This is a genomic window from Marinobacter sp. KM021, assembly GCF_050707965.1.
GTDB classification, from domain to species: domain Bacteria; phylum Pseudomonadota; class Gammaproteobacteria; order Pseudomonadales; family Oleiphilaceae; genus Marinobacter; species Marinobacter shengliensis.
The window spans coordinates 4,266,609-4,279,299 of record NZ_CP136129.1 but is presented as its reverse complement, the minus strand read 5'-3'; the positions used below and the strand labels follow the sequence as shown (position 1 = coordinate 4,279,299).

Genomic DNA, 12,691 nt, shown 5'->3' with positions numbered 1-12,691 from the left:
TTTGGAGAGTTTTGAGCCTGTAAATAAATCTGTGTAACTGCCCATCCCATTACAGGTGACCGTCCAGACGGTCACCGAATTCGATAATAAAGCGATTCAATGCCGGCTTCCAATCACGGATCGGCATCGTCCATTTCTTTGAGGCCTGCTGGATCGCCAGGAAGGCCACTTTCAGTGCCGAGTCATCGCTGGGGAACAGCTTACGGCGCTTGGTGGCTTTGCGGATGACGCTGTTCAGCGACTCAATGGCATTGGTGGTGTAGATCACTTTTCGGATGGCCGGAGGATACTCGAAGATGGTGATCAGGTTGTCCCAATGGCTGTGCCAGGATCGGGAGATCTGTGGGTACTGACCGTCCCAGCGTTCTCCGAAGGCCTCCAACGCCTGCCGGGCTTCGTGTTCCGAGGCAGACTGGTAGATCTGCTTCAGATCGGCCGTCACGGCCTTATAGTCCTTCCAGGACACGTAGCGCAGCGAGTTGCGAACCATGTGCACGATGCACAGCTGCACCTTGGTCTGAGGGTACTCAGCAGCAATAGCATCCGGGAAGCCCTTGAGGCCGTCCACGCAGGCGATCAGGATGTCCTCCAGACCACGGTTCTTCAGTTCCGTCAGTACCGACAACCAGAACTTCGCGCCTTCGGTCTCGGCCAGCCAGAGGCCTAGCAGCTCCTTCTGGCCTTCCATGTTGATGCCCAGGGCCAGGTATAGGGACTTGTTGATCACCCTCTTGTCCTGACGAATTTTCAGCACGATGCAGTCCAGATAGACGATGGGATAGATCGGATCCAGCGGACGGTTCTGCCACTCCTGAACCTGCTCGATCACCCGCTCCGTCACCTTGGACACCAGAGTGGCCGAGATGTCGGCGTCATACATCTCCTTGAAGGCGTCCACGATATCCCGGGTGCTCAGGCCCTTGGCGTATAGCGCCAGGATCTGGTCATCCATCTGGGTCAGGCGGGACTGGCCCTTGCGGACGAACTGAGGTTCGAAAGAGCCATCACGGTCACGGGGAGCCTCTATCGGCACATCTCCGTGCTGGCCCTTCAGGCGCTTGGCGGTATAGCCATTTCGACTGTTGCCGGTGCCACGGCCTTCAGGCGCATGCTTCTCGTATCCGAGATGCTCGTCCAGTTCGGCATTGAGGGCGGTCTCGACCGTCAGTTTGACCAGTTGCTGAGTGAGGGCTCCGAGATCTTTTTCAGACTTGATGTCCTTGGCCAGCTCGGCGGCCATAGCTTTGAGTTTTTCTTGGTCCACTTGTGTACCCACGATGGTATCCTTTTGAAAAGATTACTCAGTCGTGAGCAGTTACACAATTTGGTTTACAGCCTCAGAGTTTTCCCAAGCACAACAAAATGCGCTGAACAGTTTTGAGTACGCCAATCCAAATCGTAGCCGGTTTTTCAAACAGCGCTTAGCCGATAATAACTTTAAAGGCATGTATGCCTTTGATGCGCCGAGCCTGAGAATCATTACCACACCCAATGGTGGCACGGCATCGCAGGTGAAATTCAACAACTTTGCGTCTGTTTTCGTAGCCCCGACTGAGTTGGGTAACAACACGCCAGATGACATCTACAAGTTGTATGTCGAATCACCCTACCGCGGTGATGAAAATGCCGAAACTACCTCTATCGTATTCGGTAGTGGTGAGGATGCCGAAACGCTCTTTATCGAAACCCTGTCGAACGGTGGCAATGATAAGTTCATTACTGCAGACTTCGAGTTTGTTGGAGACGAAGCGAGCTTCTTGCGAGGCAGATCAGACCAAGCGCGGCTGGATTGCCCAACCAATGCCACCATTGGCTATTCCTCTACACCCAGCGCACCCCTGGTAGCGGGTGTCAGTTTCCTGTTGGACGGCAATTCGCAGGAAACGACTCGCGTGCATGTGGATGAGAACAACACGCAAACGGACCGTGACCCAGCAGCAGCCATATCCACCGACAGCCACGATGCGGCCTGTCGCAATGGCAATAATGGCCCAACCAAATTTATTCCATTACCCGGTCTCGGTGGCGCAGAGTACTTCAACCCGATCTGACATTAGCCTTTCTAAAGCCGTCACCGGATCGCAAGATCCGTGGCGGCTTGCCTGAACCACGTCCAACTCTCTTTATCCAGCCAGATACCCTGGCATTGGTCATCCAAAAGGCACTGCCGTGCCCAGGCCACCCGTTCTGCCTGTTTCTCCGGCAATGGCTGCCAGGCCAGCCCATTCCACAAACGCCCCTGACAACTCACCCTGTCCCCCCTGCCCCAGGCATCATTCTCCCGGCCCTCAACGTAGCGAATCTCAACAGGCGTTTCCGGCAGCATCCTTTTGAGCAATTTGCCGTACAGGTGGGCGGCGGTGGTCTGGCCAATATCCGGCTGCGCGTTCACTTCGATCACCCAGGCGCCGGCATCACGCCAGGACCGGCGAATGTCTGGCATAATCAGGTCGATGCCGGCCAGGTCCAGCCGGCACAGGCGCGCCACTCTGGCGGCCAGCTCGGCGTTGTCCGGGTGCACTTCAGAGAATATGGGTACTGGCTGACCACCGGCAGCGACATTCGGTAAATGCGACAGGACAACGATCTGCCCCTTTTCAGGCACGCTGGTGGGCTTAAGGCTTTGAGCCTTCAACAGGTCTTTGGCGGAGTGCACACCTGGCAGTGGTTTGAGCGGGCTGTGACCGGTGCCTGAGCGCTCTGGCCGGGCGTTTTCATGGTCGATCAGGGCCGCCACGGTGTCCTTGCCATTGCCAATCACTCGAGCCGGAACCCGTTCGATGGCCCAGACACACTCCCCCGCATGCACCGTTAACCGGTAATCCCGGCCCTGCACCTGGGGCTGAGTCAGCACCTGTTTACTCAGCTCCCGGCACTGCCGGTAAGCCTTCGCCAGCGAAGGCAGGTCTTCCAAATGCAGATGAACGCCCTGGCCACCGTCCAGATCCGCCGGCTTGCAGACCAATGGAAACCCAAGAGCCTCGGCAACGGTCTTCAGCTGGGCCTCCTCCGTGATCAGTGCCTGCCAGGGAACCGGAATACCTGCTTTGGCCAGAAAGTCGCTGGTGGCCGCCTTATTGCGCACCAGATTGGCCGACATAACCGACGTTCCAGAGGTAAACGAACCGTCCAGCCAAACGCCGGATGCCCCGATGCCGATCTGGAACATGTGGTGGCCAAGGCTGACGACGGGCAACCGTGCTTCAAACGCCGCGAAGAGGAAGCGCAGGGTATTGGCCGAGGTTGGTGCACCGGCCGACAGCGATTTCATCAGGGAATCAAGGCCGTTCATTGCCTCACGCATCAGGGTGTCGGTTTGCGGCGCCATGGAAACCGTCAACAGCCACTTCAAAAGTGACAAGCTTGCGTTCTCGGTACCCTCGTAGGCCGGGCAATACATCCGGTAATACTGGGGCTTGTCCGGCGATGACAGTGCTTTTGGCATTTCGAATACCGGTAAACCAGCGTATCGAATCATCCGGTGATACCAATACCCGAGCCATTCCAGCCAGGGCTCGGGCCCAACCGGGTGAGCCGGCGGTTTCGGTAAGTTACCAAAGGCTGGTTCCGGAAATGCGCGTTCAAGCAAGGTAGCGAAGGTCGGCGACAGCGGTTCAGCCTCCCTAGAAGGTGGCCGGATATTCACGCAGAAGCCCGGCTGGCGGGTAGTATCGGCGCCACCAGGGTAGCGAGTAACCGGCGGCTGCATGTTCCAATCGGGTCTGGACGGCATTCAGTGCTCCCTCTGGCTCGGAAACCGTTTGCGAGCTACCACACGGTAGAGGCGCCATGGCATCAGCACAGTTTCGTGTGAATCCGTGCTTGCCCTGAAGTTCAGGTACCGGGCAACGGCGTCCAGAATCATGGTGTTGGAGACACGCTGCAGACGAAATAAGCCGCGACAGAAATCACAAAGCTCGGTTTTGCTGACGAATTGCCAGTGACAATCCACCATCCCCGCCGAGAGGATCTCCCAGTGTTGTGTATCACACTGCAACACGAACTCAGGCCCCAGATAGTCGCCCTCATGCCCCATACCATTGTATTCACCCACAAACTCATCCAGGAATTGGGCTTCGGACGAACCGGCTCGCACATCAAGAATGGACAGCATGCCCCGGGGCACCAGCGCACGGTGACTGGCATTCAGAAACGGGCGTTTATCCGAGCAATGGTGCAGCCCTGCAAGGCTGACAAGTGCATCGATGGATTGATCAGCAAAGGGTAAATCGGCCAGCCCGCAGCTTTCGTACAGGTCGCTATTAAAGCCCGAGCTGGGGTCAAAGCCCTGATAGATGATGGAATTGGGAAGGAAATACTGAAGATACTCACCACCGGCGGGCACATCCGCTACCCGCAGCATGGGATTAGCAGCGAGATCCGCAGCCAGCGGCTCAACGGCCCGCTGAAACTCACGCATCCGAGCATGGGGCACGGTTAACATGGCCCGGTGGTAGCTGCCGCCTCGGTGCCGGAAAATTTCTGCATAGTCTGCAATCACCTGACCGTGACTCCCCTGATTTTTTGGGTAACATTAATACGCCTGCCACAGGGCAGCATCTACCATCTGGTATAAAGTGATCCGGTAAGGCCCCGGTTTCGTTTAACCGAAAACACAAATCCGGCGGAGACAGATGCCAGACAATCACAATCTCAAAGAACTGGTTTCTGCCGTGGCGGCCAGGAAAGCAGAGTTTGCGGACCTGATCGTGGCCCTGGCACCGGATCTCAGCTCGCAAGCCATTCTGCCCACGGAACTGGCGCTGGAGCTGTCGACCGCTCTGCATGACCTCGAGGAGCGTGCAACCGGGCACGACCCGCTGTACAAATTGGTCAATGACCACACAGCGCCTGCCCTGGCGCTCAACGAGTCTGGCCAGGTTGTGGCCCTGAATGCCGGTGCCGCGCAGCTGTTTGATATGCGATCGGGTGACGGTTTGGTCGCTCTTGGCATCAGCCCGGAGGCTTTCCACCAGTTCAAGGAACGCCTTGCCACCGCTCAAGGGCCCACGTTGCTTAAGGCCTATCGAAAAGGGAGCGACGAGCATGCTCTGCCTTTGATTCTCGTGGGCATGTACCACCAGAAGCTGAAAACCTTCGTGCTGAATGCTTTACAACAACACTGGCCAGAATCCATAGATCTGGCCTTTGCCGGCGTCTTTGGCCTGTCCGCCAGCGAACGCCATATTCTCGCGCTTCTGTCTCGCGGCTGCTCGTCAGAAGAGATCGCCGAAGAGCGGGGCAGCTCAGTGACAACCGTTCGGCAACAGATCAAAAGCCTGTTGCAAAAGCTCGGCGCCAAAAGCCAGGTGCAGGCTGCTACCATGGCCGCCTCTGCAGCGACTGCGATGGACACCGTGACGACAAAGGGGGATCTGCTGTCCGTTCACTACGACGATTACCCCATGAGCATCCACGAGCTGTTTCGCGAGCAACGACGGATTGGCTGGCGAAGATTTGGTAAACCCGGCGGCCGGCCAGTGCTTTTCCTGCACGGTCCCTCTTTCGGTGCCGGGGATTTTCCGGATGAGCGGCGACTGGCCGCGCAGTTTGGTCTGGATATCATAGCCGTTGAACGTGCCGGCTATGGCCGGACCGAACCATCGGACAAAACCGAAGACCCACTGGAAAGCCAGTGCCACGATATCCTCGCCGTACTTGGCTCCCTGTCGATCTCCAAGGTAACCATTCTGTCCCACGAAGTCGCCCTGATACCGGCACTTGCGCTCATGCAACACTCCGGCATCCAGATAAACGGCGTTGTTTCTGTCTCTGCCGCGCCACCGTTCAAGGAGCTGGAACAGATCAACGCCATGCCAGCTCATCAGGCCATCTTCATTCAAGCTGCCCGCCACGCGCCCTGGCTGGCCAGGTTATTGATTCGCCTGCTGATCCTGAGGATGAGAAAGCTCGGCCCTGAACAGTGGCCGAAAGTGATTTTCGAGGGCGTGGAGCCGGATGAACATGTGATTCGCAAAAACTCCCTGAAACAAGGGGTAGTTGCAGCCTATGGGTTTTATGTCAATCAACTCGGGGCGGGGTACCTGGAGGACCTCAGGATCATGATTCAGGATTGGGGGCACTTGCTGGAAACTCCAAACCTGCCCCTGACACTCATTCATGGAAGCCACAACGCCAGCACGCCGCTTTCTCACCTGAATATTTTCCGAGGCATTAACCCCGACATCCCCATCGAGCTGGTTGAGGGCGAGGGGCTGACACTGGCGGTCTCGCAAACCGAGCGGATATACGAGACTCTGGCAACCATCGCAGGCGCCAACAATCTGCTCGCTGGAGCACAATAATGCCCCAAAAAAGACGTGACTCTGGGCAATGGGTAGTGGCACCCCAATACGTGAACGCCATCACATAATTGCAATTTTGCCCCCCGCTTCCTTTGAGTCTGCCAATCCGCAAACCCAATGCCAGACAATGACTTATATCAATCTTGGCCCTCATACGTCTCTTTACCTGTCACCAAAGCCACACCACGCAGTGCGCCGTCCAGCTTATGATCACAGAATAATGATAAATCGGTCACAAGACCGACAAGCGACTAAAAAAAACAACGGAGTATTACAATGCACGGCTTTGATTTCGCAGGTAAGCGGATTCTCTGCGCCTCTGTTTCGGCGATCAGTCTATCCCTGTCGTTACCCGTGTGTGCCAGCATGGGAAACCTAGGTACCACCTATGGCGTGATGCCCACTGATGTTGCCTCAGCGCAGGCATTGTCGATGTTTAATACACAAGTGTCTGCCACCTATTACAACCCCGCCTATCTGACCAAGGACCCCCGGGGTGAGCTCACTGCCGGCCTGCTGCATGCCGAGCAGGAGCTGCGCGCCAGCGGCCCAAACCGCGATGGTGACGTGGTTTCCAGCTCCCCAAGCCAGCACGTCTTGATTGGCATGAAAACCAATCTGGGCTCACTGACCCGTTTCGGGCACCCGCTTTACCTCGGTTTCATTGCGGGTGTGGAAAAATATGGAAAAGAGATGCTCGCCTTCTCGTCTGAAACATCCGAGACGGGGCAGTTTCTGCAGTACGGAAAAGAACCTCTGTTTCTTAATCTGGGCGGTGCCACGCGAATTTGGCGCGGTATCGACGCCGGGGTTTCGGCCAGAATCACGCTGGAAGCTGAGGCTGAGCTAATTGCCACATCCAATCTTGCAGGCGACACAGAGAAAGAGAAGCTCAGTGTGAATGCCAAGCCGTCGTTGAAGAGCATTCTCAGCGTTAACATCGATTACGCAGATACCTTCTGCCCAGACCAGGCATGTTTCCTGGACGGATGGGAAACGGCGATTGCCTACCGCAGCAAATCGACATCGTCTACCTCTATTTCGTCCAACGTGATCGTCAGCCAGACCATCCCTGACCCTGGCCTTAGCATCGCAGTGTCTACTATCGACTCCTTCCAACCAGAAACTCTCAGCTTCGGCACCCAATATAGGGGCGATGGTTGGCGAATCGGCGGTAGCATTGAGCAGCAAAAGTGGTCGGAGCTTGAAAGCGTATTCGCCAACGACAGTGTAAAAGATCAACAGGGTGTTGCAGCCGCCAGCCGGATGAAGTTCGACGACATCCTCGTTCCGAGACTGGGTGGTGAGTACAACCTTAATGAAAACTTTGCGTTTCAAGCAGGCATTGCTTTCGAGGAGTCTCCACTCAAATCGGATCGCAATCCGGAAGTGAACTACCTGGACACAGACAAGATAGTGGTGGGCCTGGGGCTCAGTGCCACGTACGATCGCACCCGGCTGCTGGCGTATCCGGTTCGTTTCGACATTGGCTATCAGTACCAACAATTACAGGAGCGCGATTTTACGATCGTTGATTTCAACGGCAACGAAGAAGCGGTCACGGCCGACGGCGACATCCACGTTGTCAGTGGCTCAGTTACCCTGAAGTTCTGAGAGGCGCACCATGAAAAAAACAATTCTTGCACTGTCAGTGGCAGGTCTCGCTTTGGTGGGTTGCGGTGGCGACAGCCAAACCGTGAACAAGCCAGCCGCAGCCCCGGAACTGTATTTCGCCTATCCGGCGGACACACCGGTTATGGCGAACGGGCAACAGCTTTTTACCAGTACGGTACCCGTGTCAGCACCCATTTTTCTGCGATTTACTGATCGAATCACCACTCCCGAGGACGAACTCGCCAATACCCTGTCCCTGAAGGATAGCCAGGGCAACACCATTCCATTAGGCGCTGCGACGTTAACCGCCGGCGACAAAGGACTGGCTGTGAGGCCGCTTGAACCGCTATCCCCTCGACAGGTGTACACACTCACCGCACACGGCCTGGAAGTGGCGGGCCAGGCTGTCACACTCACAAACGATGGCATCGTCTTCAAGACCGAACCGGCAGCCAAGGGGCCACTGCTAAGCCAGGCTGAGGATATCGACTTCCGAATTGCCCGATTTATCCCCCTTGATGACGACCGATACCCTGCAACCGACCTGTCGGTGCTTCGGGTTCAGTTTACCGAACCGGTGAAAGCCTCAACGTTGGTCTATGGCGACACTTTCAGCCTGCGCGATAGCAACGGTGAACTGGTGCCAGCTGAAGTGTACCTCCGGGGGCATCGGTTGACGATTGATCCGGACGACTACCTGGACCCTTCGCAAACCTATTCCATCGAAGTGACCGACGGCATTGAAAGTGAAATACTTGGCGCCAAACTGACCGTGCCGGCGGAAGCCCCCTGGACATTCCAGCCGCTGGACACCCGTTCGCCGAACGGCGAACGTCAGTTTGCCGCCCAGAAAGCGGCCACCAATCCCGGAGAAGTTGCCCTTTCCGGTGCAGAATTCAATACCGTGAACCTGCAATCGCAACTCCTGGGCGAGGAGAATCCTACCACTGCCGGCGGCGTGGTATTTGCCGAGCTGGGCTACATTCCAAAGTTCGAAAGGGAAGGCAAGAGTGTGCCCCTGGCGATAAGCCGGGGCTCTCTGATGACGGGCTCAAGCGTGGAAGTCAACGTTGCCGGCGCTGTTCCTGCCGGCTTTGAGTCCGATGCCGTGAGCGTTCGTTTTATTTCGGACGCAAACGGGTTCCTGATGCCAAATCCCTACACCAACGCAGAGGATGCTCCCCGGCTTGTCGAACTGTTCATCGATATGGCCCTGAACACGGACAACCCGACTGCCAACGCCGCATTCGCCCAACAGATGCTGCACGTTCAACTGGTGGGCACAGCCATCGTGGAAAACGGCACCTTGACCATTGAAGCGGTCGGCGTTATCGAACCCGACGTCATGGGCGTGGACAAGGCTTCAGGGTTGATCTCGTTCCGGCTGGAGGGCTTCCGCTTTGAGGCAGATGCTCCAACACAGGAACAGTTCGCTGACCAGGAGGCTCCGTTTGTTAAGAGTTGGTCTCCTGCGGCTGCCGAAGTGGACAAACTGCTTCCGGGCGACCCTCTTACGGTGTTCTTCTCCGAGCCTTTGCTCCCGAGCACGGTAACAAGCAGCTCCGTTACTCTGTATCCGGTGGACAATCCGAACGAGCCAACGCCGGTTTCGCTAACACTCAACGGATCCGCACTGTCAGTGGCACCACATTCTCCTCTTGAGGGAGGCAGGGAGTACCGGTTGTCACTTTCGGGCAGCATTACCGATATTGCGGGCAACGCCCTGGCGCCCACAGAAAAGATGTTTACTCGTCCGCGCACCAATCAGGACAACCCGAGCAACCAATCACCCGTGGTTTTAACCTCGTTGCCCGGTTATCCATGCGCCAAGGTTAACGTTCCGGCGAATCCGGAGGCCGGCAACCAGGGCCGGTGTGCTGGCGGCAGAAGCACAGATGATTTGCTGCCAATTCACACCCATCCTGGCCAGCAGCCGATCATCGTGCGTTTCTCGCAGATCATGAAGAGCGACTCGATCATCGCTGACGATACGGTACGAATGGAAGAGTTTAAAGACGGCGCGTGGCAAGCCTTCACCAACTTTGTCGTTGAGACAAGCCCACAGGAACTCAAAATAATTCCAAATGACCGCTGGCAATCCGGCACACACTACCGTTATCGCCTCGAATCTGGCGAAGATGGCATCCGCTCGGTCGCCAATCTTCCACTCCAGACCCAGGTACTGAGCCAATCCATTCGCACCTCCGCTCGAACTTTCGGCGGCCCGGCCATGGAGAATTACTTTATGGGCGGCCCAGAGAATCCGGGCGTTCTGACCCCTCTGCGGAACCTCCCAACGGCCGATATCAATAGTGATTTTCAGATCACCAATCCTGAACAGAAGGTTCAGCAAGGCGAGTCTGGCACCTACGCCGCTATCGAGAACTCGGGGCAGGTTCGATACAAAACCGGAAGCGTGGACAGCACGCTGGTCGACAATGCGAATATCGGATGCCGCGTCGGTCAGACTTGTGAACAAGAGAAGTTCATTTACATGACCGCGATGTTGGACGTTGCCGTCATCGGCCAACCGGATGACCAGGGAAGAGTACCGGTGAAGCTTTACCCCTCAGTGCTCTACACCTCAGAACTTGATGTGAATGTGAGCATTTCCGATCTGGTGGCCTGGCTCGTCGGCAAACATCACAGCATAAAGACCGGCCCGATGCTGATGCGCATGCGTTATGAAGGGGAACAACGGAACGAGCTGATCAGTGGCTATCTGTTTACCAATGGAGAGGGGGTGCTTACGTTCGAAACCGAGCTGGACCTCTATATGGACGCGCCTTACCTGAAGCCGGAAATCCCCCTTACCGAACTTGACCACAATATGCGAAGCTTTCCGATTAACAACCTCAAGCTCTCGGGACCCGTCACCTTTCTGGACGATGGGCGCATGCAGATTGTGCAAAGGAATACCGAGGCCGTTGAGCTCCCCAATATCGTGATTGACGGGAACACCCTGGGCGGTTTGGGCAACATCCTCGGCTTAGGCCCACGCACTTCGCTGGCACTGACAATACCCGAACAGCAGCTTTACCTGAACTACATATCGCCATCTACCCAACCGTAAAACGCAAGGCCGGCACTCGCCGGCCTTTTCTTTTTCATTAGTCGCCCACCCTTCCCAAGCCATAGCGTCCGTACCGAGCGTTCTTGCATGCTGATGTCGAGCGCATGCCACATAGAAACATTTACTCACAAATCCCCAACAATCCCGACCCGAATTGATCTACACAGCTCCGTGTTTTTGTCTAACCATGTAGGTGGGAAATTCTGTGTTCAATTCGACGCAAATTTGCGTCATCCGGGCCAACGTCCCAAAAAGACAAGCGGGCTAACATCCAGCATAGAGGTGTAAGTACGAAAAAACGGCCAGAATAATTGCCGGCTTATGAACACCTGAATGACAAAAATAACAGGAGCTTCACACATGATAGGTTCTCATCGCTTTGCCCTGCGGGCACTGTCCTTTGCTATTGCCACCACCACTGCCGGCCTGTCCGTTAATGCCCACGCTAGCATGGGAAACCTGGGTACCAGCTACGGCGTAATGCCCATTGACGTAGGCACTGCTCAATCGCTCTCCATGTTTAATGATCAGGTGTCCGCGACCTACTACAATCCTGCGTCATTGACCAGTGACCAGCGCGGCGAGTTGACCGCCGGCATACTCCATGCAGAGCAGGAGTTGCGTTCGAAGAACCCCAATGCCGATGGCGACGTGCTATCAAGCTCACCCAGCCAGCACGTGTTGATCGGCATGAAAACCAACCTGGGCTCTCTGACCCGTTTCAAGCACCCGATCTACCTGGGCTTCGTGGCCGGCGTGGAGAAATACGGCAAGGAAATGCTGGCCTTCGGGTCCGAGACCAGCGAAACCGGTCAGTACCTTCAGTATGGCCGTGAACCTCTGTTCCTGAATATCGGCGGTGCCACTCCGATTTGGCGCGGTATTTCCGTCGGCGCCTCGGTCAGAATCACTCTGGAAGCCACCGCCAACCTGGATGCGGTTTCCACCCTCGGCGGTGAGACCAGCCGTGAGCGCCTGGCGGTCAGCGCCGAGCCTTCCATGAAAACCATTCTGGGTACCCGAGTCGATCTTGGCAGCACCTTCTGCCCAGACAGCAACTGTTTCCTGGATGGCTGGGAGACCGCGTTCACCTATCGTACCAAGTCATCGGCCTCCACCACCGTGGACTCCAACATCATCGTTACCCAGACCATTCCAGACCCGGGCCTGAGCCTGGCGGTGACCACCATCGACTCCTTCCAGCCGGAAACCTTCGCTATTGGCACACAGTATGTCGGCGACGGCTGGCGAGTGGGCGGTAGTATCGAGCAGCAGAACTGGTCGGAGCTTGAAGATATTTTCGCCAGCGACACGATTAAGGACCAGGGCTCTGTCGCTCCGGGCAACCGTATCCGGTTTGACGACATCCTCATTCCCCGCCTCGGCGGCGAATATCAGTTGAACAAGAACTTCGCGGTACGAGGTGGTGTTGCCTATGAAGAATCACCGCTGAAAACGACGCGTAATCCCGAACTCAACTACCTGGACACCGACAAAATCATCGTTGGCCTTGGCATCAGTGCCACCTATGACCGAACCCGCCTGTTGGCTTACCCGGTGCGGCTGGACCTGGGCTATCAGTACCAGCAACTGCAGAAGCGCGATTTCACGCTGGTCGACTTTGACGGCAATGAAACCGATGTGACAGCAGACGGTGACGTCCACGTCGTCAGCGGCTCCATCACCCTGAAGTTCTGAG

8 protein-coding genes are annotated in these 12,691 nt (G+C 56.3%); 5 read left to right on the top strand and 3 right to left on the bottom strand.

Annotated elements, in window-relative coordinates; translation table 11 throughout:
• Positions 1-49 precede the first annotated feature (49 nt).
• Positions 50-1,264 carry an IS256 family transposase gene (locus tag RVM24_RS19910; RefSeq protein WP_431475389.1) on the bottom strand — a complete coding sequence of 405 codons (1,215 nt, stop codon included), beginning with the start codon at positions 1,262-1,264 and terminating at the stop codon, positions 50-52.
• 43 nt (positions 1,265-1,307) lie between these two features.
• Between RVM24_RS19910 and RVM24_RS19905 the strand changes: the two genes are divergently transcribed.
• Positions 1,308-2,051, top strand: a complete 744-nt coding sequence (locus tag RVM24_RS19905) for a hypothetical protein (RefSeq protein WP_431474646.1) — start codon at positions 1,308-1,310, stop codon at positions 2,049-2,051.
• A gap of 20 nt (positions 2,052-2,071) precedes the next feature.
• On the opposite strand, the gene RVM24_RS19900 is transcribed toward RVM24_RS19905, so the two are convergent.
• Positions 2,072-3,733: a hypothetical protein gene (locus RVM24_RS19900; protein WP_058090672.1), complete on the bottom strand. Its 1,662-nt coding sequence runs from the start codon at positions 3,731-3,733 to the stop codon at positions 2,072-2,074.
• Positions 3,734-4,501, bottom strand: coding sequence for a class I SAM-dependent methyltransferase (locus RVM24_RS19895; RefSeq protein WP_374813004.1), 768 nt, complete (start codon positions 4,499-4,501; stop codon positions 3,734-3,736).
• A gap of 133 nt (positions 4,502-4,634) precedes the next feature.
• Here RVM24_RS19895 and RVM24_RS19890 point away from each other — a divergent pair, with 133 nt between their 5' ends.
• From RVM24_RS19890 to aupA (RVM24_RS19875), 4 genes are all read left to right on the top strand, one after another.
• Positions 4,635-6,305, top strand: coding sequence for a LuxR C-terminal-related transcriptional regulator (locus RVM24_RS19890; protein WP_431474645.1), 1,671 nt, complete (start codon positions 4,635-4,637; stop codon positions 6,303-6,305).
• A 276-nt stretch (positions 6,306-6,581) separates the two neighbouring features.
• Positions 6,582-7,919 carry an alkane uptake protein AupA gene (aupA, locus tag RVM24_RS19885; RefSeq protein ID WP_431474644.1) on the top strand — a complete coding sequence of 446 codons (1,338 nt, stop codon included), beginning with the start codon at positions 6,582-6,584 and terminating at the stop codon, positions 7,917-7,919.
• 10 nt (positions 7,920-7,929) lie between these two features.
• Positions 7,930-10,992 (top strand): Ig-like domain-containing protein, encoded by a 3,063-nt coding sequence (locus tag RVM24_RS19880; RefSeq protein ID WP_431474643.1) that lies wholly within the window; start codon positions 7,930-7,932, stop codon positions 10,990-10,992.
• Positions 10,993-11,352: 360 nt separating this feature from the next.
• Positions 11,353-12,690, top strand: coding sequence for an alkane uptake protein AupA (gene aupA, locus RVM24_RS19875; protein ID WP_431474642.1), 1,338 nt, complete (start codon positions 11,353-11,355; stop codon positions 12,688-12,690).
• Position 12,691 lies beyond the last annotated feature (1 nt).